The 23,337-nt window shown below is 42.7% G+C and carries 22 protein-coding genes; 5 read left to right on the top strand and 17 right to left on the bottom strand.

The annotated features are described in order from the left end of the window. Positions 1 to 85: 85 nt before the first annotated feature. Entirely contained in the window at positions 86 to 283 is a 198-nt protein-coding gene (locus IT970_RS11710) for a CsbD family protein (RefSeq protein ID WP_036966535.1), read from the top strand. Positions 284 to 361: 78 nt separating this feature from the next. On the opposite strand, the gene IT970_RS11715 is transcribed toward IT970_RS11710, so the two are convergent. The 4 genes from IT970_RS11715 to metA all read right to left on the bottom strand — a co-directional run bounded on the left by IT970_RS11715 (position 362) and on the right by metA (position 6,273). Further along, the gene (locus IT970_RS11715; protein WP_051501725.1) at positions 362 to 1,402 is read right to left on the bottom strand and encodes a GGDEF domain-containing protein; all 1,041 of its coding nucleotides are present in this window, start codon (positions 1,400 to 1,402) and stop codon (positions 362 to 364) included. Between the two features lie 225 nt (positions 1,403 to 1,627). Next, positions 1,628 to 4,258 (bottom strand): methionine synthase, encoded by a 2,631-nt coding sequence (gene metH, locus IT970_RS11720; RefSeq protein ID WP_118844569.1) that lies wholly within the window; start codon positions 4,256 to 4,258, stop codon positions 1,628 to 1,630. A 10-nt stretch (positions 4,259 to 4,268) separates the two neighbouring features. Continuing rightward, entirely contained in the window at positions 4,269 to 5,336 is a 1,068-nt protein-coding gene (locus IT970_RS11725; protein WP_065978650.1) for a homocysteine S-methyltransferase family protein, read from the bottom strand. Beyond that, positions 5,326 to 6,273, bottom strand: coding sequence for a homoserine O-acetyltransferase MetA (gene metA / locus IT970_RS11730; protein WP_036966526.1), 948 nt, complete (start codon positions 6,271 to 6,273; stop codon positions 5,326 to 5,328). Before metA ends, IT970_RS11725 begins: the two co-directional genes overlap by 11 nt. Positions 6,274 to 6,725: 452 nt before the next feature. Here metA and ettA point away from each other — a divergent pair, with 452 nt between their 5' ends. The 3 genes from ettA (at position 6,726) to IT970_RS11745 (ending at position 9,876) form a co-directional block, all read left to right on the top strand. Beyond that, on the top strand, positions 6,726 to 8,399 hold the full coding sequence (gene ettA, locus IT970_RS11735; RefSeq protein WP_036966523.1) for an energy-dependent translational throttle protein EttA: 1,674 nt from the start codon (positions 6,726 to 6,728) through the stop codon (positions 8,397 to 8,399). A 149-nt stretch (positions 8,400 to 8,548) separates the two neighbouring features. After that, positions 8,549 to 8,914, top strand: coding sequence for a PilZ domain-containing protein (locus IT970_RS11740; RefSeq protein WP_036966520.1), 366 nt, complete (start codon positions 8,549 to 8,551; stop codon positions 8,912 to 8,914). A gap of 53 nt (positions 8,915 to 8,967) precedes the next feature. Continuing rightward, complete coding sequence (locus tag IT970_RS11745) at positions 8,968 to 9,876, top strand: histone deacetylase family protein (RefSeq protein ID WP_180311042.1); 909 nt, start codon at positions 8,968 to 8,970, stop codon at positions 9,874 to 9,876. Between the two features lie 147 nt (positions 9,877 to 10,023). On the opposite strand, the gene cyoE is transcribed toward IT970_RS11745, so the two are convergent. From cyoE to IT970_RS11775, 6 genes are all read right to left on the bottom strand, one after another. Then, positions 10,024 to 10,908, bottom strand: coding sequence for a heme o synthase (cyoE, locus tag IT970_RS11750; RefSeq protein ID WP_036966514.1), 885 nt, complete (start codon positions 10,906 to 10,908; stop codon positions 10,024 to 10,026). A gap of 146 nt (positions 10,909 to 11,054) precedes the next feature. Then, positions 11,055 to 11,414, bottom strand: coding sequence for a cytochrome o ubiquinol oxidase subunit IV (gene cyoD, locus IT970_RS11755; RefSeq protein ID WP_196857360.1), 360 nt, complete (start codon positions 11,412 to 11,414; stop codon positions 11,055 to 11,057). Continuing rightward, complete coding sequence (gene cyoC, locus IT970_RS11760) at positions 11,414 to 12,049, bottom strand: cytochrome o ubiquinol oxidase subunit III (RefSeq protein ID WP_036966507.1); 636 nt, start codon at positions 12,047 to 12,049, stop codon at positions 11,414 to 11,416. Before cyoC ends, cyoD begins: the two co-directional genes overlap by 1 nt. Beyond that, complete coding sequence (gene cyoB / locus IT970_RS11765) at positions 12,046 to 14,034, bottom strand: cytochrome o ubiquinol oxidase subunit I (protein ID WP_036966505.1); 1,989 nt, start codon at positions 14,032 to 14,034, stop codon at positions 12,046 to 12,048. Before cyoB ends, cyoC begins: the two co-directional genes overlap by 4 nt. Before the next feature lie 2 nt (positions 14,035 to 14,036). Continuing rightward, positions 14,037 to 14,951, bottom strand: coding sequence for a ubiquinol oxidase subunit II (gene cyoA / locus IT970_RS11770; protein ID WP_065978653.1), 915 nt, complete (start codon positions 14,949 to 14,951; stop codon positions 14,037 to 14,039). A gap of 236 nt (positions 14,952 to 15,187) precedes the next feature. Then, the gene (locus IT970_RS11775; protein WP_036966501.1) at positions 15,188 to 15,607 is read right to left on the bottom strand and encodes a hypothetical protein; all 420 of its coding nucleotides are present in this window, start codon (positions 15,605 to 15,607) and stop codon (positions 15,188 to 15,190) included. Positions 15,608 to 16,022: 415 nt separating this feature from the next. On the opposite strand from IT970_RS11775, the gene IT970_RS11780 reads away from it, so the two are divergent. Continuing rightward, the gene (locus IT970_RS11780) at positions 16,023 to 17,378 is read left to right on the top strand and encodes a M14 family zinc carboxypeptidase (RefSeq protein WP_118844572.1); all 1,356 of its coding nucleotides are present in this window, start codon (positions 16,023 to 16,025) and stop codon (positions 17,376 to 17,378) included. 78 nt (positions 17,379 to 17,456) lie between these two features. On the opposite strand, the gene nqrM is transcribed toward IT970_RS11780, so the two are convergent. The 7 genes from nqrM to IT970_RS11815 all read right to left on the bottom strand — a co-directional run bounded on the left by nqrM (position 17,457) and on the right by IT970_RS11815 (position 23,337). Further along, positions 17,457 to 17,669: a (Na+)-NQR maturation NqrM gene (gene nqrM, locus IT970_RS11785; protein WP_036966498.1), complete on the bottom strand. Its 213-nt coding sequence runs from the start codon at positions 17,667 to 17,669 to the stop codon at positions 17,457 to 17,459. Positions 17,670 to 17,747: 78 nt separating this feature from the next. Further along, positions 17,748 to 18,779 carry an FAD:protein FMN transferase gene (locus tag IT970_RS11790; protein ID WP_036966495.1) on the bottom strand — a complete coding sequence of 344 codons (1,032 nt, stop codon included), beginning with the start codon at positions 18,777 to 18,779 and terminating at the stop codon, positions 17,748 to 17,750. 115 nt (positions 18,780 to 18,894) lie between these two features. Beyond that, positions 18,895 to 20,121 carry an NADH:ubiquinone reductase (Na(+)-transporting) subunit F gene (gene nqrF, locus IT970_RS11795; protein ID WP_036966491.1) on the bottom strand — a complete coding sequence of 409 codons (1,227 nt, stop codon included), beginning with the start codon at positions 20,119 to 20,121 and terminating at the stop codon, positions 18,895 to 18,897. A gap of 17 nt (positions 20,122 to 20,138) precedes the next feature. Continuing rightward, positions 20,139 to 20,747 carry an NADH:ubiquinone reductase (Na(+)-transporting) subunit E gene (gene nqrE, locus IT970_RS11800; RefSeq protein WP_016708692.1) on the bottom strand — a complete coding sequence of 203 codons (609 nt, stop codon included), beginning with the start codon at positions 20,745 to 20,747 and terminating at the stop codon, positions 20,139 to 20,141. Between the two features lie 10 nt (positions 20,748 to 20,757). Continuing rightward, a complete protein-coding gene (locus IT970_RS11805) occupies positions 20,758 to 21,390 on the bottom strand; it encodes an NADH:ubiquinone reductase (Na(+)-transporting) subunit D (RefSeq protein WP_036966488.1) in 633 nt (210 codons plus the stop codon). Beyond that, entirely contained in the window at positions 21,390 to 22,142 is a 753-nt protein-coding gene (locus IT970_RS11810; RefSeq protein ID WP_036966485.1) for a Na(+)-translocating NADH-quinone reductase subunit C, read from the bottom strand. Before IT970_RS11810 ends, IT970_RS11805 begins: the two co-directional genes overlap by 1 nt. Next, positions 22,135 to 23,337, bottom strand: a complete 1,203-nt coding sequence (locus IT970_RS11815; RefSeq protein WP_036966483.1) for an NADH:ubiquinone reductase (Na(+)-transporting) subunit B — start codon at positions 23,335 to 23,337, stop codon at positions 22,135 to 22,137. Before IT970_RS11815 ends, IT970_RS11810 begins: the two co-directional genes overlap by 8 nt.

Consider the following 23,337-nt stretch of genomic DNA (forward strand, 5'->3'; position numbering starts at 1 on the left):
TAATTCAGTTGGTTATATATAAACCATGAATGGCATAACGGTTGCTTTTATTAAAGTGAATGTTTAACAAAGTAAGGAGATTATGATGAACAGCGATCGTTTAGAAGGCAATTGGAAAGAGTTAAAAGGTAAAGCACAACGTAAATGGGGTGAACTTACCGATGGCGATTTAGATAAAATTGAAGGTAGCCGTAAAGAGCTTGTTGGTAAAATCCAACAAAAATACGGCAAATCGAAAGAAGAAGCTGAGAGCGAAGTTAGTGACTTTGAAAATAGTCACTAATTTTGCACATAAAAAGACCCCCAGTAATTGGAATGTCCAACTATTGGGGGTCACTTCATTTTGGCGGTTTTTTATTACCTAAGCAGGTGAATGTGTTTCACTATCTAGCTCAGCAACGGTTTGGTTTTTACCGTGTGATTTAGCAAGGTATAAACACTTATCTGCCACACTTAAACAGTGATCAATGCTCTCGTTAGAAGCCCGCTGATGAAGCCCTATGCTCAGCGTCACTTTAAAATTATGAACCCCTTGTTGAAATGCATGTTGCGCCAATTGCTGGTGAATGTTTTCAGCTAATTGTCTTGCTCTACGCTCATGTCCTTGCGGGGTCACAATAAGGAACTCTTCTCCGCCCCAGCGAGCAACAATGTCTTCTTCGCCACTCACACTTTTGAGAATTGAAGCAATGAAAGTGAGCACATCATCACCAATTTGATGACCATAGGTGTCATTCACTTGTTTAAAGTTATCTACATCAATCAACAAAAAGACAGCCCCTTCGTTAAAACGCGCATCTTGCAAGCATTCCGTAGCATAACGGCGATTAAACAAATCGGTCATGGCATCAATACGGGCTAATTTTTGATTTATTTTTAGTTGCTCAATAAGCTCTCGACTGTACTTATTACGGTAATACTCGTAGAAACCACCAAGAATACAAAGAATCGAAAAACACAGCATGACACGGGTCGTAAAATAATGATTCGGATAGCTGTAATACCCAAGCTTATCGGTGAAGTAAAACAGCACTGAAATCACAATAGCCAGTATGATTAAGTCAAATGCGCCGCGTTTTAAACCTCGTATAAAAAAGGTAACAGGCGATACAATAAATAACCACAAAGGCCCAGTTCCATTATTACCACCCGACACAATCAAAAAGCACATCATCGAGTACAAGGCATAAAGCATTAACACAGCAATAGTTCGGTCGCGATTTTTAAGGACAAAGGGCGATACAAAAACAAAGCCGCCAATAACCAGTAAAAAACTGAGCGTTATGTAGCCATCTTGGTAGCTTGTAACCGACATTACAAAAGAAGTAATGGCACCAATAAATGCAAATACGCGTAAAAATAGCGCTTTATCTTTGTCACTTGCGCTGCTTGAATCAATCACACCTTTACCCTAATTTCCTTGCTTTACACTAATAACTTTAACACAAATATTTAAATTTGAAGGATATTGGCCTCATTTCACATGCTAAATGCTGATTAAAAGGAAGAAAGTATGATTTTAAAGCGCGTTTTAACGGAGGTAGAAATGCAATTTACCTTAAATAAAAACAAAAAAGCACCGTAAGTTAAGTACTTACGGTGCTTTTGAATAGCACGTTATTGCTTTTTACTCTGGCTCATAGCCTAAATTAGGCGATAACCAGCGCTCTGCTTCTTCAAGCGTCATGTTGGTGCGCTTAGCGTAGTCTTCAACCTGATCTTTTTGAATCTGCGCCACGGCATAGTATTTAGAATCCGGGTGAGAAAAATACCAACCAGACACCGCCGCTCCCGGCCACATTGCGTAAGAGCTCGTCAACTTCATACCTATGCGATTTTCAGTATCGAGTAGCTGCCAGATTTTCTTTTTCTCTGTGTGCTCAGGGCACGCAGGGTAACCCGGTGCAGGACGAATACCTTGGTAATTTTCGCGAATAAGCTCATCATTCGATAAGTTTTCATCGCTTGCATAGCCCCAATACTCTTTACGTACCTGCTCATGCAAATACTCCGCAAAAGCCTCTGCTAAACGGTCTGCAACGGCTTTAACCATAATTTTGTTATAGTCATCTTGTTTCGCATCGAAGGCATCAGCAAGGTCGTCTTCTTCAAGCCCTCCGGTTACGGCAAAGGCACCAAAGTAGTCGGGGGTTCCTTTAGGTGCGATGTAATCCGCTAAACAATAATTCGCAAAATCGGTTTTTTCTGTTTGCTGGCGCAGATGGCACGAGGTTGTTAACACGTCTGTACGCGTTTCATCGGTGTAAATTTCAATGTCATCACCCACTCGGTTTGCCGGGAATAAACCTATCACGCCCAGTGGTTGTAGCGCACCTGACTGTTCTAAATCGTCAAGCATCGCATTGGCATCAGCAAATAAGCTTTGCGCTTGCTCACCCACAATTTCATCGTTAAGAATACGCGGATACTTCCCTGCGATTGACCATGTCATGAAATACGGTGTCCAATCGATGTACTGTCTTAACGTGGCAATCGACACATTTTTAAACTCTGTCACTCCGAGCTTTTTAGGCACGGGTGGGGTGTAGTTATCCCAGTCAAGTTGTGCGGCATTATCGCGAGCACGTTGAATGGTGACAGGCTTCGAGCGTGGTTTTTTACGCGATTGCTGTTCACGTACTTTTTCGTACTCCGCTTTGGTTTTTTCTAAAAACGCAGGTTTTAACTCTTTAGACAATAGGCTAGAGACCACACCAACGGCACGACTGGCATTATTTACATACACCACACCTTTATCGTACTGTGGCTCAATTTTCACTGCGGTATGGGCTTTCGAGGTAGTTGCACCCCCAATTAATAAGGGTAAGTCGAAACCACGACGGGTCATTTCTTTAGCAACATGCACCATTTCATCTAATGAGGGCGTAATAAGGCCTGATAAACCGATGATATCGGCTTTTTCGTCAATCGCGGTTTGTAGAATTTTTTCCGCAGGCACCATCACACCTAAATCGATCACGTCGTAGTTATTACATTGCAGTACTACGCCAACAATGTTTTTACCAATGTCGTGTACATCGCCTTTAACGGTCGCCATAACCACTTTTCCGTTCGTGGCACCTTCTTCTTTTTCTGCTTCGATAAAGGGGTCTAGGTAAGCCACTGCGCGTTTCATTACGCGCGCCGATTTAACCACCTGCGGTAAGAACATTTTACCTGCACCAAATAAATCACCCACCACATTCATGCCATCCATCAGCGGGCCTTCAATCACATGAATAGGCTTATCAGCTGCAGCTCGGCACTCTTCAGTGTCTTCGTCGATATACTCAGTAATGCCTTTTACAAGCGCATGTTCTAGGCGCTTTTCAACGGGCCATGTACGCCACTCTAAATCTTCAACTCGCTCAGCTTGCGCCATCCCTGAGTATTTTGGAGCCAGCTCTACAAGGCGCTCACCCGCACCGGAGTCGGTATTCAGTATAACGTCTTCAACGGCTTTTCTAAGCTCAGCCGGAATATCATCATACACAGCCAACTGGCCTGCATTCACAATCCCCATATCCATGCCCGCTTTAATGGCATGGTATAAAAATACTGAGTGGATCGCTTCACGTACGGGGTTGTTACCACGAAACGAGAACGACACGTTTGACACCCCGCCCGACACTTTACAGTACGGTAGGTTTTGCTTTATTCGGCGCGTACCTTCAATAAATTCAACAGCATAGTTGTCGTGCTCTTCAATCCCGGTTGCTACTGCAAATATATTCGGATCGAAGATAATGTCTTCTGGTGGAAAACCAATCTCGTCCACAAGAATACGGTAACTCCGCTCACAAATTTCAAATTTACGATCCGCGGTTTCTGCTTGTCCGTCGGTGTCAAACGCCATGACGACTGCGGCAGCACCAAAACGTTTAATTAACTTTGCCTGACGAATAAAGGGCTCTTCACCTTCTTTCAGTGAAATTGAGTTTACAATCGCCTTGCCTTGAATACATTTTAAGCCGGCTTCAATAACTTCCCATTTTGATGAGTCGATCATGATCGGTACTTTAGAAATATCTGGCTCAGAGGCAATCAAGTTCAGAAACTTCACCATCGCGGCTTTTGAATCCAACATGGCTTCATCCATGTTGATATCAATGATCTGTGCACCATTTTCGACTTGTTCACGGGCAACATTAAGAGCGGTTTCGTAATCTTCTTCCATGATCAATCGCTTGAACATGGCTGAACCGGTCACATTGGTACGTTCGCCGACGTTAGTAAATACTGCTATTTGTTGTGTCATTTCGGCTACCTTAGTTTAAGTTACACGCTTCAAGGCCCGATAAGCGCATACGCACTTCAAGCTCAGGCAATGGACGAGGCTTAACTCCTGCAAGGCCTTTGGCAAAGGCTTTAATGTGTGCAGGGGTTGTACCACAGCAACCACCAACAATATTAATAAAGCCTGACTTGCCCCAATCGATTATTTCTTCAGCCATTTCAGGTGCTTCTAAATCGTACTCACCAAACTCATTGGGTAAACCTGCATTAGGGTGAACCGAGGTAAAAGTTTCACAAACGCGTGATAACTCTTCGACATATTGGCGTAATAAATCCGGACCCAGTGCGCAGTTAAGACCAATAGATAACGGCTTAATATGACGAATCGAATTATAAAAAGCTTCGGTCGTTTGCCCCGATAAAGTTCGCCCTGAGGCATCAGTAATGGTGCCTGAGATCATGACAGGCAACGTGCGCCCTGCTTGCTCAAAGGCTTCTTCTACTGCGAACGAGGCCGCTTTTGCATTTAAGGTATCGAATATGGTCTCGATTAAGATTAAATCAACTCCCCCTTCCATCAGTGCCAAGGTTGATTCAACGTATGCTGTCACTAACTTATCAAAGCTAATGTTACGATAACCGGGGTCATTGACATCAGGCGAAATAGAACAAGTTTTTGACGTTGGCCCTAATACCCCCGCCACATAACGAGGTTTACTTGGATCTTTTGCTTCAAATTCATCGCAGACACTGCGAGCAAGCTTGGCTGATTCTAGGTTGATCTCACGGCTTAAATTCGCCATGTCGTAATCTTCCATCGAAATAGTGGTGGCATTAAACGTATTGGTTTCGATAATGTCGGCACCTGCATTAAGGTATGCGCGGTGAATATCAGCAATAATCTTTGGCTGAGTAAGGCTTAATAAATCATTATTGCCTTTTATAAGGACATGCCAGTCTTTAAAACGCTCACCGCGATAGTCTTGTTCTTCTAATTTATGTTCTTGGATCATGGTGCCCATCGCGCCATCGAGGATCAAAATTCGCTGCTTGAGCGCCTCGGTTAATTGTTCGCGTTTATTCACTGCATTACTCGGCATAGTTGTTAGTCCTTACGTCTTGGCTAACTAGGTTAATATCATACGGTGTTGTTTGGTACACGTAGTAGTTTAACCAATTCGAAAACAATAAAAAGGCGTGACTTTGCCATGTTTTCGACGGTTCGTTATCTGGGTTATCGTCAGGGAAATAGTTTTCTGGTTTTGGCGCGTCGTCTGACTTTTCGCAGTCGCGTAAATATTCCCCTTTTAATGTATGCGCATCATACTCAGGATGGCCCGTTATATATACTTGGCTGCCTGATTTATTCTTAATTAAATACGCCCCAACACGCTCAGACCCTGCTAATACTACTAAATCATCACAGCTGTTAATTTTTTCAATATCAATGTGGCCATAGCGCGAGTGCGGAACTAAAAAGGTATCATCAAAACCACGCGTTAACGCGGCATGCTCAAAATAACTTTTGTGCGTAAACACGCCACTGAGCTTATTAGGCATTAACTCTCGTTTTAAACCATAGTGATGATAAAGCCCTGCGTGAGCCGCCCAACATGAAAATAATGTTGACGTAACGTGGTGCTCAGCCCAGTCTAAAATCACTTTTAGCTCATCCCAGTAAGCAACGTCGTCATACTCTAAATGTGCAAGCGGCGCGCCTGTGATGATCATGGCATCGTAGTTATTGTCTTTTACTTCAGAAAAGTAACGATAAAACGTATCGAGGTGTTGCTCTGAGGTACTGCTACTTCGGTGGGTGTCTAAACGCAGCAGCTCAACATTCACTTGCAACGGTGAATTAGCCAACAACCGAATAAACTGCACTTCGGTTTCCACTTTATTCGGCATTAAGTTTAAGATGGCCAAACGCATTGGACGAATTTCTTGCGTTTTCGCACGACTTTTAGGCATTACAAATACGTTCTCTTGACGTAATTTTACAATTGCGGGCAATTCATCTTTGACTGTAATGGGCATAGTGGGCTCCGAGCATACTTATTAGACTGCTAATTATGAACGGATAGTTAGAAATTTCAACCTCTAGATGTTTAGATGTCCAAATGATTTTTTTATTTGTGCTAAAGCAATCTCTTAGGAAGCCAGTTTCGTTGATGCGCAGGCCCTTAAATTGCCAAAAGCAGTGCCTCTGCGAATGACTGTTGTGTTTAATCACGATGAAAGAGCAAGCATCTCAAAAAGTGGCTTGTTATTGTGTTTAAGCCAACACCATTGTAAAAATGACTTTTAAGCCTTTGTGCAATGCTTATAAGGCGCTTACTCTGCATTTATGCTCCTTAAATGCATGCGCTATTTTTGCAAAGCAGTACCATGATATTAAGCCCCTGATAAACGCTGAATTCTGTATTTTGAGGTGGTTTGGGTATACAATAGTGGCTGTTAATTTTTCTTATAAATTGAAGGCTCTTTTCATGGTGTTACCAGATAAGTTTATATTCTCGATGAGTCGAGTTTCTAAAGTTGTGCCGCCTAAGCGCACTATCTTAAAAGATATCTCTTTACACTTTTTCCCGGGCGCAAAAATTGGTGTGCTTGGTCTAAATGGCGCAGGTAAATCGACGTTACTTCGTATTATGGCAGGTGTTGACCAAGACTTTGAAGGTGAAGCTCGTCCACAACCTGGCACAAAAATAGGTTACTTACCGCAAGAGCCTGTTTTAGACGAAAACAAAACAGTACGCGAAACCGTTGAAGAAGCCGTAAGCGAAGTTAAAAATGCGCTAAACCGTCTTGATGAAGTATACAACGAGTATGCTATGGAAGATGCTGACTTTGATGCACTTGCAAAAGAGCAAGGCGAGCTTGAAGCAATTATCCAAGCACACGACGGTCACAATATCGATAACGTATTAGAGCGCGCAGCAGATGCTCTTCGTTTACCACCGTGGGATGCTAAAATTGAACACCTTTCGGGTGGTGAGCGTCGCCGTGTTGCCATCTGTCGTTTACTGCTTGAAAAACCAGATATGCTGATTCTTGACGAACCAACCAACCACTTAGACGCAGAGTCTGTGGCATGGTTAGAGCGTTTCTTACACGACTACGAAGGTACTGTGGTCGCTGTAACCCACGACCGTTACTTCTTAGATAACGTTGCTGGGTGGATTTTAGAACTTGACCGTGGTGAAGGTATTCCGTGGGAAGGTAACTACTCATCATGGCTTGAGCAAAAAGATTTACGTTTACAACAAGAACAAAAATCTGAAAAAGCTCGTCAAAAGTCAATTGCACAAGAACTTGAATGGGTTCGTTCAAACCCGAAAGGCCGTCAAGCTAAGTCTAAAGCGCGTATGGCACAGTTCTCTGAGCTACAACAGAACGATTACCAAAAACGTAACGAAACGAATGAGCTATTCATTCCACCGGGTCCACGCTTAGGCGACCAAGTTATTGAAGTAAAAGGTCTTAAGAAAAGCTTTGGCGATCGTGTTTTAATCGACGACTTAAACTTTGCGATGCCAAAAGGTGCAATCGTAGGTATTATCGGTGCCAATGGTGCGGGTAAATCAACCTTATTCAAAATGTTAAGCGGTGAAGAAAAGCCAGACAGTGGTGAAATCCTTGTGGGTGAAACTGTTGAGCTTGCTACCGTTGATCAGTTCCGTGGCGACATGGATGAAAGCAACACCGTTTTCCAAGAGATCTCTAACGGTCAAGACGTATTAAAAATTGGTAACTTTGAATTCCAAAGCCGCGCCTATGTTGGTCGCTTTAACTTCAAAGGTAACGACCAACAAAAATTCGTTAAAGACTTATCAGGCGGTGAGCGCAACCGTTTACACCTTGCAAAGCTATTAAAAGCGGGTGGTAACGTATTACTACTGGATGAGCCGACTAACGATCTTGATGTTGAAACACTTCGTGCACTTGAGAACGCGATTCTAGAGTTCCCAGGCTGTGTAATGTGTATCTCGCATGACCGTTGGTTCCTTGACCGTATCGCTACGCATATTCTTGATTACCGTGACGAAGGCCAAATTAACTTCTTCGATGGTAACTACACAGAATACGAAGAGTGGTTGAAGAAAACCTTAGGCGCAGAAGCCGCACAACCTAAGCGTATTAAATATAAAAAGATTGGTTAATTTACCGTCTTATTCGAAAGCCCCTTCTTGGGGCTTTTTTGTGGCCGATAACGTTTACCAGCTATCGTTTCACTCACACCTTGCATATTGAACTATACTGATTTTAGCGAATTAAGTTAATGAAACGACAATGACTTGGGGATCACACCATGAATGAGCGTAGACAGTTTTCTCGGGTATTATTTTCTTGCCCTGCAACGCTTTGTATTGATGAGTATAAGTATCAATGTCAACTGCTTGATTTATCCTTGCATGGTGCGCTTATAACCAAAAGCGATTCATTTTTAGTTCCTATCCACAGTAAAGCCGTTTTATCGTTTACCCTACCCGACTCAACTGTAGAGATTAAAATGCAAGTCGAGTTGTGCCATGTAGAACAGCAGCATGCTGGACTTATTTGCGAACATATTGATATCGACAGTATCAGTCATTTGAAGCGCCTGATTGAGCTGAATTTAGGCGATGAAGGCCTATTACATCGTGAGTTAGCACACTTAATTCACGTGCCAGAGTAAACAACGGCGAATAAATTCGCTATGCTGTAGCAAATCCCGTTATTAAATGAGTTATGTACTTAAACCCCCACTTACCCTTGGTATATCACCCTAATTATTCCTTTAGCTTCGATCCTAACCATCGCTTTGTAATGAGTAAATTTGCTTATTTATATGACCATGTTCAAAGCCTTGGCCTGATCAGTGATAATTTAGTACAGCCGATATTAGGCAGCCCCGCACCACTGGAGCTGGTGCATTGCGATGACTATATTAATGACCTGTGGCATAACCGCTTGGATGAAAAAGCCATGCGCCGAATTGGTTTACCTTGGTCTGAACAATTGATGGCACGAACATTCACAGCCCCACTTGGCACCTTACAAACCGCACGCCTCGCTTTAAAACATGGGCTTGCCTGCCACTTAGCCGGCGGCACTCATCATGCCCATTATGATTTTGGTTCGGGTTATTGCATGGTAAACGATTTAGCGTTCACCAGTGAAACACTGATAAAGAGTGGCGAAGTGACCAATGTGCTGATTTTTGACTTAGATGTTCACCAAGGCGATGGCACTGCAGCCATGCTCACCCATCAACCCTATGCGTATACGTGCTCGATTCATTGTGAGAAAAACTTTCCATTTCGCAAATCAGCCAGCGATCTCGATATTGGCTTAAACCCGGGTGTTAGCGATAAAGAGTACATTGGCATCGTTGATGATACGCTAAGTTACTTACTAAAAACCCTTAATCCAGATTTAGTACTTTACGATGCAGGTGTTGATGTATGGCAGCAAGATGGCTTAGGAAAACTTGATATAAGCTGGCAAGGCATTGAACAACGCGACCATTTAGTACTTAAACGCTGCCTTGAACATAATGTGCCTGTCGCAACGGTCATTGGTGGTGGCTATGATAAAGATCATCGCCGCTTAGCCGCTCGTCACGGCATAGTGGTAGAGCAAGCTGCTCAGTTTTAGTGATACCACTTGTAATTACTCGGAATGATAGTGAGGGATTAGTTAAAAAATTGGTCTAACTCGTTTTTTAACTAACGAAAAAAGGCCCGGTGGAGAAAAAACCGGGCCTTTGCTACTGTAACATTGGGATATGTTAGCAACTTTTTTCTAAGTTAAAACCAGTAGCTGAGGAGCTACTGAGTGGTAATCTAAAGCCATCGCTATGCTCAAAACCGTAATATTTACTATCGAAAAAGCAAACACTTGGCGCGCCCAACCGCTTACATCAATATTGCGACGATAACCTCTGAGCGCCATAAGCAACCACCAAAAACTCGTTGTACAAGCTACAGCCATGAAAGCTAAACCTGTATAACCACTAATGGTTAATAACATCACAACCAACGCATACACGGCGATATATAAAACAATGTGATGCTTTGCCTTTTCGATCCCTTGCGCTACGGGTAACACGGGAATTCTGGCCGCTTGGTAGTCGTTATAACGAAAGATTGCAATTGCATATGAATGAGGCATTTGCCATAAACTAAACATTACCAATAAAATCACAGCACCGGCATCAAACTGTCCCGTTACCGCACAATAGCCCACCACAGGTGGAACTGCGCCCGATAAACTACCGACAAAGGTGCCATACACAGAACGACGTTTCATATATAAGCTGTATACACCGACGTAAATGACGTAACCAAACGTAGCAAATAAGAGTGCCACCACGTTGGTATAAACGGCTAATAATGTGAAACCAAAAACACCCAGCACGATGCCATGTGCCATAGCGGCCTTTGCTGACATTTCGCCAGTGACTGTGACGCGTTTGCGAGTGCGCGCCATTGCAACATCAATATCACGATCAATCACATTATTGATAGCGCATCCAGATGCCACAACTAAAGATAACCCAAGCAAAGTTGCGACCATTAACCATGGGTCAACATCGCCACGAGAGGCTAGCAAGAATCCCCCCGCAACAGAGATTAAATTGCCCATGATAATGCCAGGTTTAGTGACATTTAAATAACGTCGAAACACTTCCTCGACTCCTCTAATATTCTGCACAAACGCAAAATTACGAAAGAAACTAGCTAATAACAGACTGTAAGAACTGGAGACACAATCTCAAACTAACCAGCTCCTTTCGTAAATCTTTATATCAATTACATAAAAATAATTGTTATTTAATACATCATCATGGCGTTCGATTCGTAGATGATCCACACCGACAAACCAACCACCATCACGATAATTATGGCGCTGAAGATAAATGACAATGAGCTGGCTTTGCCGTCTTCAGTTTTAAAGCTTAAATGCAAGAAGTACTTTAAATGCACCCAAATTTGCACAACCGCCATCATCACAATGCACCAGACGGTGGCTGGTTTTGAAAACGACCCACTCATCACAGCCCAAAATGGAATAGCCGTTAAAATCACTGACAACACAAAGCCAATAAAATAGTCTTTCATACTGCCATGTGATTGTGTGTCGTGTGCGTGTACTTCTAAGTTATTAATGACATGCGATTCACTGTGACTCATTACATTGCTCCCATTAAATAAACAACGGTAAACACACAGATCCACACCACATCTAAAAAGTGCCAGAACAAACTTAAACAACTTAAGCGTGTCACTGTTTGCGGGTTTAAACCACGACGAACAACTTCGATCATCATGATTGTCATCCAAATTAAACCCGCTGTTACATGCAGACCATGTAAACCGACTAAAGAGAAAAACGACGTTAAAAAGGCACTGTGTTGCGGGCCATTACCGTGCGCAATTAGGTGATGAAACTCATACACTTCCATACCAATAAACACAGCACCAAAAGCAAAAGTGACAAGTAACCAGGTCAATGTTGCTGCCTTTTTCTGCGAATGTGCAGAAATCATCGCAAAGCCAAATGTAATACTACTTAGTAGGAGTGCCGCGGTTTCAACCGCGACAAAATCAAGTTCAAAAATGTCTTTGCCTGACACGCCGCCGGCTGTGTTCATAAACAGCACGGCATAAGTTGCAAAGAAAGAAGCAAATAATAAGCAGTCGGTCATTAAGTAAAGCCAAAAACCGAATACCGTGTTGCCACCTGTGTCGTGATGCTCACTATCATGTGCTTCAACATGACCTTGAGCATTACTTAAGGTGTTTAAATCTGCAGTGATAGTACTCATGCATTCACCCCTTTAGTCGCGGCGGTATTGTGCGCCGTTTCAAGTTCAACAATTTCATCTGGTTGCACGTAATAATCAACATCAGTTGTATAACAACGTTTAATAAATATCGCGATAGCACCCAGTAAACCAAAGGCTGCAAGCCACCATATATGCCAAATCATGGCAAAACAAAACGTTGTTAATGCACCGCTCATCAATACACCCGCTGGCGTATTTTTTGGCATGTGAATTGGGCTATAAGATGCTTCTTGTTTGTAAGCTAAGCCTTTTTCTTTCATGTCAGTCCATGCATCAATGTCATCAACATGGGGAATTTTTGCAAAGTTGTAGTACTGCGGAGGTGATGCAGACGCCCATTCAAGCGTATGACCATTCCATGGATCGCCTGTTGTATCATCTAATTGCTCGCGGTTTTTAAAACTCACAACAAGTTGTACTACTTGGAACAAGATACCGAACATGATAATCACCGCACCGCCTGCTGCAATGTATAACCACATGTTCCAATCTGGGTTATTTGTGTGGTTTAAACGACGAGTCATACCTAAGAAACCAAGCACGTATAACGGCATGAATGCCACAAAGAAACCAATTAACCAGCACCAGAAAGATCTTCTGCCCCAGCGCTCGTCAAGTTTGAATCCCATTGCTTTAGGGAACCAAAATGCGAAACCTGCTAAGTAACCGAACACTGCACCACCAATAATGGTGTTATGAAAGTGAGCAATTAAAAATAAGCTGTTGTGTAATACATAGTCAGCACCAGGGATTGCAAGTAATACACCTGTCATACCACCAATGGTGAATGTCACCATGAAACCCAGAGTCCAAAGTACGGGCACTGTGATTCGTAAACGACCACGGTACATAGTGAATAACCAATTAAAGAGTTTTACACCCGTCGGCACTGCAATCACCATGGTCATGACACCAAAGAAGGCATTAACGTTCGCACTTGACCCCATAGTGAAGAAGTGGTGAAGCCATACGATGAAACCTAAAATAGAAATCGCACCACTTGCATAAACCATCGACTTGTAACCAAACAAACGTTTACCAGCAAAAGTAGAGATAACCTCTGAGAAAATACCAAACGCAGGTAAAATGAGAATGTAAACTTCAGGGTGACCCCACGCCCAGAATAAGTTGATGTACATCATCGCGTTACCACCTAATTCATTGGTGAAAAAGTGGAAATCGAGATAACGGTCAAGTGTCAGCATTGCAAGCACAGCAGTCAAAATTGGGAACGAGGCTGCAATTAAGATATTTGCCCACGTACATGCCCACGTAAAAATAGGCATTTTCATTAAGGTCATGCCGGGTGCACGCATCTTGAAAACTGTCACTAAGAAGTTAACCGACGTTAGCAAGGTACCTAAGCCGGATATTTGCAAGGCCCAGATATAATAATCGACCCCCACGCCCGGACTAAACGACAACTCGGATAATGGTGGATAGGCAACCCAGCCTGTTTTTGCAAACTCACCGAAAAACAGTGAAATATTTATTAATATCGCACCGCCAGCAGTTAGCCAAAAACTTAAATTATTTAAGAATGGGAAAGCAACATCACGTGCACCAATTTGCAGTGGCAAAATAATGTTCATTAGACCAATCATGAACGGCATCGCCATAAAGATGATCATGATCACCCCATGCGCCGTAAAAATTTGGTCGTAATGTTCAGGTGGTAAGTAACCACTTGCACCGCCCGTAGCCATTGCTAATTGTAATCGCATCATAATGGCATCAGCAAAGCCGCGGAATAACATAATAAGCGCAAGAATGATGTACATAACCCCTAAGCGCTTATGATCAATTGACGTGATCCAGTCGTGCCAAAGCACGCCCCATTTTTTATATTTTGTTACTAAGCCTGCAACTAGCAAGCCTAAGACAGCAACCACCGTCATGGTAACCATGATAATTGGTTCATGAAACGGGATTGCGTCTAATGTTAATTTACCTAACAACGACATGATTATTCCTCGTCCTCGCCGTGCCCTTTATGAGCAGAGTGCTCAGGCATTGCGTGTTGCATTGCACCGTGTGAGCCATGCGCTTGCATATACTTCATTACAATTGAATGAAACATATCTTTGTCGACACTGGCATAGTATTTAACTGGGTCGTATTCACTTGGCTTAGCTAGTTCAACATAGGTCTTTTTAGTAAGTGCAGACCCTGAATTTTTCACCTTATTTACCCATGCATCAAAGTCTGCTTGGGTTGGCGTGGCGATGGCATTAAACTTCATGCCTGTGAAACCTGCCCCACTGTAGTTAGCAGAGAAACCTTTAAAAGTACCCGGTTCATCAGCTATTAGATGCAGTTTGGTTTCCATGCCTGCCATTGAATAAATTTGGCTACCAAGCTGAGGTATGAAAAACGAGTTCATGGTGCTTTCTGAGGTAATCTTGTATTGAACAGGCACGTTAGCGGGAAACACCAACTCGTTGACTGTCGCAATGCCTTGCTCAGGGTAGATAAATAACCATTTCCAATTTAAAGACACCACTTCAACAGTGAGATGCTCACCTTTACCTTCTAGCGGTTTATAAGGGTCAAGCTCTTGCGTTGACTGCCAGGTGATCACACCTAAAATAACCACGATGATAATAGGAATAGCCCACACCACCGCTTCAATCTTGTTAGAGTGAGCCCACTTAGGAGCATAAATTTCTTGGTCTCGTCCATCACGGTATTTCCATGCAAAATAAATTGTCATGGCAATCACTGGGATTACAACAATCAGCATTAATACCGTTGCTACGATGATTAAATACTTTTCGTCGGCCCCAATTTGACCTTTTGGATCAAGTACCCCGCCTTCACAGCCAGTCAAAGCCAGCACTAAAGACGCTAGAGCAATATTACAAAGGTTACGAATTGACAAAGGAATATCCTACAACCTAAAAGTTAACACTTGTCGATAAGTACACGACGCTTTTCTGTAGCAACGAACGGCCACAGATATCCCTAGCCACATAACGAGCACAATTTATCGCCACGTTAAGAGAGGGAATAGTTAGGTCAGCTGACTGAAATTTGGACGTAGAAAGCCCACTAGGTGCTTAGTAAAGACAACTTAGAAAACGACTAAAATGGCTGAACTTAAGCAACAAAGCTTATTTACAGACAACCACTTACACGAGGAGGAGCACGACAGCCATGTGCGCTGTGTACTACTAAAGACTTTATCGTTTCACGTGCAGCGAAGGCCGCTTTACGTAAAATGACACCTGCACGACGCGCAGGAAAGAAATGGAAGACCAACCAGCATAAGCCAATTAATAATTGGCAAGACACCACGGGGTAAGCTAAAAAGCTCAATACATTAAGTAACGGTGTTTCATACAAAGCACCTTCGCTTAATAAACTTCTTAACTCATGTGCATCTTCTACCGCACCGTTAATTAGCATGGCTGAATTAATGATCAGCAAGGCTAAAACAGACAACAGTTCTTTGCCAGCAAAAAACGCACGCGCAGCTAATTGCAATCTAGCGAAACTAGATTGTTTAACACCTTGTGACGGATTAATTACTCGCAAAACACATGCCTTTTTATAACTTTGGCCGCAATAAAGGTAGACGCTCTACCCTATAATTAAGCGCGGCAACTTGATCTTCATCAATAAAGTTTCAGTAATTACTGAAATTTCGATGTGGAGTATAACAAAGTCAACGTACGGTACAAGTAGAATTTAACAGCACTGCGTTAAGCATTGTTTATTCAAATGATAAATAAATGTAAACAACCCCAAAATATGAAGCTAAGCATCTGAAAAAGCTAGAGTATTTAATATAGCAAAAAGCAATGCCTAAAAAGAAAATTGCATAAAAATGGCGTTTAAACACATACCTACTCAGTATCTACTTGTATTGTGTTACTGAACAAGGATTAGCCAAGAGAGATAAAATATAATATTCTTCATTAAAACACAATTAAGAATAATAGAGTTATATATGTACCAGTATGCACTTACCACCGCCTTATTACTTAGCAGTTCTCATGCATTTGCAAACAGCATTGAAGACACCAGAGTTCATGGATTCGATAAGCCAGCAATTTATTACAGCGATATAGAACCCCAACTAAAAAAAGCTGCTATGCACCCTGCAATTACTTTGCAACAGCTAGGTAGCTCATACCAAGGGCAACCAATAAATGCACTTGATATTGGCTCTGGCGCTATTAAAGTAATGATGTGGAGCCAAATGCATGGCGACGAAAACACCGCAACAGCAGCACTAATGGATTTTTTAACCTTTATCACAGCGCCTGAAAACGCGGCATGGTTAAAAGAGTGGCAAACAAAGCTTACACTGCGCATTATTCCTATGGTTAACCCTGACGGTGCCGCCATTCAAACGCGCCACAATGCACAAGGGATCGATCTTAATCGTGATGCGAAAGCTCTGCGCACCCAAGAAGGGCAAATTTTAATGGCGGCTGCAACGCAATTTAAGCCTGATTTTGGCTTTAACTTACACGATCAAAATGCCTATTATGGGGCTGGCAAAAAAGGCAAACAAGCAACCATCTCTGTGCTCGCACCGGCTTATAATGAAGCTCGTGAAATTAATACCACGCGTGCAGAAGCGATGCAGTTTACGGCCCATTTAGCAGCCACGGTAGAAAACATGATCCCCGGCCACTTAGGCAAATACAACGACAGCTACTCATACCGCAGTTTTGGTGATACGTTTTCTGAAAAAGGGATTCGCACTATTTTAATTGAATCGGGTGCTTACCCTCAGGATCCAAACCGTCAAGTAGCGCGAAAAGTTAACCGTGTTCTTTATAAAAAGGCGATTGATTCTTTAGTAACGGGTGATTGGAAAAAAGCCACTGTAGCGCAGTATCATGCAATCCCATTTAATGCGAAAGATAATTGGGTCGACCTACTCATTGATGATGTGATGGTAAACAGTGAGATGGGTGACTACCAGATTGATATTGCCATAAATGATAAGGGTAGATTGCCTACCATCAAAGAACTCGGCGATATAAGTAGTATTCGCCAAGGTTACCAGACATTAGATGCCAGCAAATTGAGCTTTAATATAGGCAACAGCTACATTATTACTAAACCAATCACATTGACTGACAGCACTTATAAGGCGTTATTAAAAGAAGGCTATAGCTGTTTCTCAGGTCAGGTGCATAAACTCACGAATAACTCACAATGGCCTATATATACGTGTCCAAGAGTGTTCACCTCGATTCCAACACTTCATGCTCCTGCAGCCTTTTTGCTAACAGCAAACCATGCAAATCAATATGCCGTCTTGGGTGCTAAATTAATTGGGTTGAACTAGGTGCCTATTCGAGAATAAAAAAGCGCGGGCATTAACGCGTGCATTAAAAAAGCGCCCTTTAGGCGCTTTTTTGTGTGGTTACAGAATTTGATTCTCTTTCCACGCTTGTTCTTTTGCCATGCGCTTTTTACGCTTGTCACATGGATCATCACAGTCACAGGCTTTATCGATACCCACGGCACCTAAGCCACCGCAGCTACTGGCCATTGATTTCTTTTGCACAATCATGCCCACAGCCATCGCTGCCACAATTAAAATAAGTAGACCAAAAGTAAGAAGAAAAAGTGACATTGCTTTGCCCCTATCGTCAGCAATTAAATCAAGCCCAGTCGACTGGGCTGCACGTATTATAAACTGCTTCTTGCTCTGCTACAAATATGGTTTAAAGGCAGGGCTAGAATAAGTGACCAAGCCATTGTCTGACTTAGCAATTAAATACACTGGCAGGTCATGTTGTTCAGCGTATTTTTGTGCCCGCTCCATTCCCATTACCGTCAGTGCTGTTGCTAAACCATCAGCCGTCATTGCCGAAGGGTGCAATACGGTAACAGACACCAAATCATGGCGGCTTGGCATCCCCGTCACAGGGTCGATTAAGTGGCTATAGGTTACCCCATCCATCTCGTAGAAAATGCGATAATCACCCGACGTTGCAATGCCATTCGTGCCCGGCTCAATCACTTTATGTACTTTGCGCACACCCGGCTCAGCGTCGGGTTGTTCGATAGCGATTTTCCAGGTGATATTATCTGGCTTGATACCTGACACACGAAGCTCGCCGCCAATTTCGACCATATAATTTTCTAAGCCATGGCTTTCAATTACTTGCGCAACCTTATCAATACCGTAGCCTTTTGCTGTTGCTGAAAATGACAATTCTAAGCCATCCACCGTCTTCAGAAGACCAGCATCGCTTAACTGAAGCTTATCAACACCAATTTTCGCGACCATATCAGCCAGCGCTTCATCGCTTGGGCGTTTAGTCGGTTTCTTATCTGGACCAAAGCCCCATAAATCAATTAGTGGACCCATCGTCACATCAAGGGTTTTTGTAGATTCACCCAAACGAATAGACTCCGCAACGACCTGACGAAAATCATCACTGATCGGCATAACCTGCCCTGCAGGCAAACGATTAAATTGATTAATTTCTGAGTCTGGAATATACGTCGACATAGATTGATTAACCTCTTTCAGCACTTGCTTAATTTCAGGGTGCAAATCAATCCCTTCTAGCTTAGAAGGTTCAGCAAATACTTTAATGTGGTATGTCGTTCCCATGGTCTTACCTTCAAGATAGAGCTCTTGGGCTTTATCTGCTTGGCTGCAACCAGCCATGAGTAAAGTAACAGTTAGTAGGAAAAAGGCCACAAAGCCTTGGCGATAAAACACTTTATTCATAGCAACTCACCTTTTGGATACCAATCGACAGTGGTATAGAAATAAAAAAGCCTCGTAACACGGTGTGCTACGAGGCTTGTATTCTAACCAAAACTAATTGTTTTGTGTATGGGTGTTAGCCACCGAAGTCATCTAATAAGATGTTTTCGTCTTCTACACCTAAGTCTTTAAGCATGTTGATAACAGCTGCATTCATCATTGGAGGACCACACATGTAGAACTCACAATCTTCTGGCGCTTCATGATCTTTCAAGTAGTTTTCATAAAGTACGTTATGGATGAAGCCTGTGTAACCTTCCCAGTTATCTTCTGGTTGTGGATCAGACAGTGCTGTATGCCATACAAAGTTATCATTTTCTGCTGCTAAGCCGTCGAAATCTTCAACATAGAACATTTCACGCTTAGAACGCGCACCATACCAGAAACTCATCTTACGCTTAGATTTTAAGCGCTTAAGTTGGTCAAAGATATGTGAACGCATTGGTGCCATACCTGCACCACCACCTACGAATACCATTTCTGCATCAGTGTCTTTCGCGAAGAATTCACCGAATGGACCAGAAATAGTAACCTTATCGCCTGCTTTAAGTGACCAAATGTACGACGACATTTTACCACATGGAAGGCTTAGGTCTCTTGGCGGCGGCGTAGCGATACGCACGTTAAGCATAATAATGCCTTCTTCTTCTGGGTAGTTAGCCATTGAGTAAGCACGAATTGTTTCGTCGTCTACTTTAGACTCCAGATCGAAGAAACCAAAGTGGTTCCAGTCGCCACGATATTCTTCAGGAATATCGAAGTCAGCGTATTTAACGTGGTGCGCAGGGGCTTCGATTTGAATATAACCACCGGCACGGAACGGAACTGATTCGCCATCAGGAATTTGTAACTTAAGTTCCTTGATAAACGTTGCTTTGTTATCGTTTGAGATAACTTCACAATCCCACTTCTTAACACCGAAAATTGACTCTTCAAGTTCAATTTCCATGTCGTTTTTAACATTAACCTGACACGCTAAACGGCAGCCTTCACGGGCTTCACCTTTAGAGATGTGATCAAGTTCTGTTGGTAAGATATCGCCGCCACCTTCTTTAATGTGTACACGACACTGGCCACATGAGCCACCGCCACCACATGCAGATGATACGAAAATACCTGAATCAGACAGCGCGCCTAATAGCTTGCTACCTGCAGATGTTTTAATAGCTTTTTCTGGGTCGCCATTAATACCGATGATGATATCGCCGCTTGCAACTAACTTAGATTTAGCACCAATGATGACTAAAACTAGTAGTACAACGATAGCGATGAAAACACCAACACCTAAGAAAATCTCATTCATGATTTATCCTCGCTACCTTAAAGTGAAATACCAGAGAATGACATAAAGCCAAGACCCATAAGACCAACAGTGATGAAAGTAATACCTAAACCACGTAAGCCATCAGGAACGTCTGAGTACTTCATTTTTTCACGGATACCAGCAAGTAATGTAATTGCTAGTGCCCAGCCCACACCTGAACCGATACCATAAACAACAGACTCGCCGAAGTTATAGTTACGCTCAACCATGAAAGATACCGCACCGAAGATTGCACAGTTAACTGTGATCAAAGGTAAGAAGATACCTAACGCGTTGTATAGTGCAGGGAAGAACTTATCTAATGCCATTTCAAGAATTTGTACAAGTGCTGCAATAACACCGATAAATGTCAAGAAACGTAAGAAGCTAAGGTCTGCTTCTGGGTAGCCAAGCCACTCTAATGCACCCGGTGCAAGAACAGCGTGGTAAACCAAGTTATTTACTGGTACTGAAATACCCAATACCACGATAACTGCCACACCTAGGCCGATTGATGTAGTTACTTTCTTTGATACTGCAAGGAAAGTACACATACCTAGGAAGAAGGCTAAAGCTAAGTTTTCAATGAAAACCGCTTTTACAAATAAACTAATATAATGTTCCACTGCTCGCCCCTTACGCTTTTGCTTCTACTTGGTCTTTCTTAACGGTACGAAGTACCCAAATGAATAAACCAATAATGAAGAATGCACTCGGTGGTAAAATCAATAGACCCATTGGTTGATACCAGCCACCATTTTGTACAAGTGGGATAATATCAACACCGAATAGTGAACCTTTACCGAATAACTCACGGATGAAACCAACCGTCAATAGCACGACTGAGTAGCCTAAACCATTACCGATACCGTCTAAGAAAGACATCAGTGGTGGTGATTTCATTGCGTATGCTTCCGCACGACCCATTACGATACAGTTAGTAATGATTAGACCAACGAATACAGATAGCTCTTTTGCAGTTGCGTAAGAGAATGCCTGTAAAACTTGGTCAACAACGATTACCAGTGACGCAATGATCGTCATTTGCACGATGATACGTACAGATGATGGGATCTGGTTACGAATACATGAGATAAAGAAGCTAGAAAACGCAGTTACAAGTGTCAATGCGATTGACATGATTAGTGCATTTTTTAAGCTTGATGTAACCGCTAGCGCAGAACAAATACCAAGTACTTGAAGTGCGATTGGGTTATTTGCGAATACCGGGCCAAATAGGACCGACTTCATTTCTTTAGTATCAGCCATTATTTCAACGCTCCTTCACGTACTTTCGCAAGGAATGGACCAAAGCCATGCTCGCCAGTCCAGAAGTCAACTGTATGATCAACACCGTTTGACGTTAACGTTGCACCTGAAAGACCATCGATTTGATGTTCATTGCTCGCACCGCTCTTCATGATATTGATTGGTAACTCTTTACCTTGCCATTTAGCAGTCCATTGTGGGTTTTGAATCTCACCACCAAGACCAGGCGTTTCATTGTGCTTGAAGAAATTGATGTTCTTAACAGTTTCACCATCGCTCTCAAGCGCTAAGAAGCCATACATTACACCCCAAAGGCCGTAACCTTGGATAGGAAGAATGATTGCATCTGTAGAACCATCTGCTTTTTTCGAGATATAAACAGGTGAATTTTTCGTCATACGCTGGATACCCGCGATGTCTTTAATTCCTTCTGCTTTCAACGCAAAGCTACGCGCTTGGTCGAATTTAGATTTCTCGAAATCAAATGAGTTAGGATCAACACCTTCAACAAACTCACCTGTGCTCATATCTACTACGCGTGCTTCAATTTTTGAGTTGAAGGTATCTGAAACAGTACCCGAAACTTCAATGTCTGCAGCCGCTAAGATATTACGCTGAATATCTTGTGTTTTGTTAGCTTGCTGTAAAGGACGAAGCTGAACTGAAGCAAACGATACGATGATTGCACACACTAAACATAGTGCAACAACAACGGTTAGCGTTTTGCCGATTGATTCGTTATTACTAGACATTACGTGCCAACCTCCGCTTGATATTAGCTTGCACTACAAAGTGATCGAATAATGGCGCAAATAAGTTAGCAAATAAGATTGCTAGCATCATACCTTCTGGGAATGCCGGGTTAACAACACGGATCATTACAACCATAAAGCCGATTAACGCACCGTAAGCGAACTTACCTTTGTCTGTGAATGATGCAGATACTGGGTCTGTTGCCATGAAGAACATACCAAATGCAAAACCACCCAATACTAAGTGCCAGTGCCAAGGCATAGCAAATACAGCGTTCGTTTCAGAACCAACCGTGTTTAGTAAGAATGACGTTGCAACCATACCTAGGAAAACACCTAACACGATACGCCATGACGCGATACGCACATAAATCAGGAATAAACCACCGATTAATAGTGCAAGTGTTGATGTTTCACCAACAGAACCTTGAATGAAACCGTAGAATGCATTCCACCATAGTTCCATGTTGCTGTAATCAAGTGAGCCAACAACTGCCTGACCTAGCATAGTTGCACCAGAGAATGAATCTACTGCTGTCCATACTGTGTCACCTGAAATTTGTGCAGGGTATGCGAAGAATAAGAACGCACGACCAGCAAGCGCAGGGTTTAGGAAGTTACGACCTGTACCACCAAAGATCTCTTTAGCGATTACAACACCAAACGTAATACCTAGCGCAACTTGCCATAAAGGAATCGTTGCAGGCAGGATTAGTGCAAATAATACAGACGTTACGAAGAAACCTTCATTTACTTCGTGCTTACGCACTGAAGCAAATAATACTTCCCAGAAACCACCGACAATAAATGTTGTCGCGTAGATTGGTAGGAAGAAGCAGGCACCGTAAAACATTTTCGCGCCCCAACCTGATTCAGCAGATAATTCACCGCCAAACAATTGGAACAGACCAACTTGCCACGAGTTTGCTAGTTCAAAACCTTGTGCAAGCGCACCTGCGGCCTGATGACCGATGTTGAACATACCAAAGAACATAGCAGGGAACGTCGCCATCCACACTAAAATCATCATACGTTTTAGGTCGATGTTATCGCGAACGTGTGTTTTGCCTTTATTTACGTAACCAGGCGTGTAAAAAATAGTCGCTGCAGCTTCGTAAAGCGCATACCATTTTTCGTGTTTACCACCCGGTTCAAAATGCGGCTCAATATCTTCTAGAAATTTCTTTAAACCCAT

The organism is Pseudoalteromonas sp. A41-2 (genome assembly GCF_015767615.1).
GTDB lineage: Bacteria > Pseudomonadota > Gammaproteobacteria > Enterobacterales > Alteromonadaceae > Pseudoalteromonas > Pseudoalteromonas lipolytica.

Coding starts and splice junctions, on each gene's coding strand:
- metH (WP_118844569.1), bottom strand. CDS start 4,258: ATGACACAACAAATAGCAGTATTTACTAACGTCGGCGAACGTACCAAT.
- cyoC (WP_036966507.1), bottom strand. CDS start 12,049: ATGAGTACTATCACTGCAGATTTAAACACCTTAAGTAATGCTCAAGGT.
- cyoB (WP_036966505.1), bottom strand. CDS start 14,034: ATGTCGTTGTTAGGTAAATTAACATTAGACGCAATCCCGTTTCATGAA.
- metA (WP_036966526.1), bottom strand. CDS start 6,273: ATGCCCATTACAGTCAAAGATGAATTGCCCGCAATTGTAAAATTACGT.
- nqrF (WP_036966491.1), bottom strand. CDS start 20,121: ATGAATGAGATTTTCTTAGGTGTTGGTGTTTTCATCGCTATCGTTGTA.
- cyoD (WP_196857360.1), bottom strand. CDS start 11,414: ATGAGTCACAGTGAATCGCATGTCATTAATAACTTAGAAGTACACGCA.
- IT970_RS11745 (WP_180311042.1), top strand. CDS start 8,968: ATGTACTTAAACCCCCACTTACCCTTGGTATATCACCCTAATTATTCC.
- IT970_RS11790 (WP_036966495.1), bottom strand. CDS start 18,779: ATGAATAAAGTGTTTTATCGCCAAGGCTTTGTGGCCTTTTTCCTACTA.
- nqrM (WP_036966498.1), bottom strand. CDS start 17,669: ATGTCACTTTTTCTTCTTACTTTTGGTCTACTTATTTTAATTGTGGCA.
- IT970_RS11725 (WP_065978650.1), bottom strand. CDS start 5,336: ATGCCGAGTAATGCAGTGAATAAACGCGAACAATTAACCGAGGCGCTC.
- IT970_RS11815 (WP_036966483.1), bottom strand. CDS start 23,337: ATGGGTTTAAAGAAATTTCTAGAAGATATTGAGCCGCATTTTGAACCG.
- IT970_RS11740 (WP_036966520.1), top strand. CDS start 8,549: ATGAATGAGCGTAGACAGTTTTCTCGGGTATTATTTTCTTGCCCTGCA.
- IT970_RS11805 (WP_036966488.1), bottom strand. CDS start 21,390: ATGGCTGATACTAAAGAAATGAAGTCGGTCCTATTTGGCCCGGTATTC.
- IT970_RS11710 (WP_036966535.1), top strand. CDS start 86: ATGAACAGCGATCGTTTAGAAGGCAATTGGAAAGAGTTAAAAGGTAAA.
- IT970_RS11810 (WP_036966485.1), bottom strand. CDS start 22,142: ATGTCTAGTAATAACGAATCAATCGGCAAAACGCTAACCGTTGTTGTT.
- IT970_RS11780 (WP_118844572.1), top strand. CDS start 16,023: ATGTACCAGTATGCACTTACCACCGCCTTATTACTTAGCAGTTCTCAT.
- ettA (WP_036966523.1), top strand. CDS start 6,726: ATGGTGTTACCAGATAAGTTTATATTCTCGATGAGTCGAGTTTCTAAA.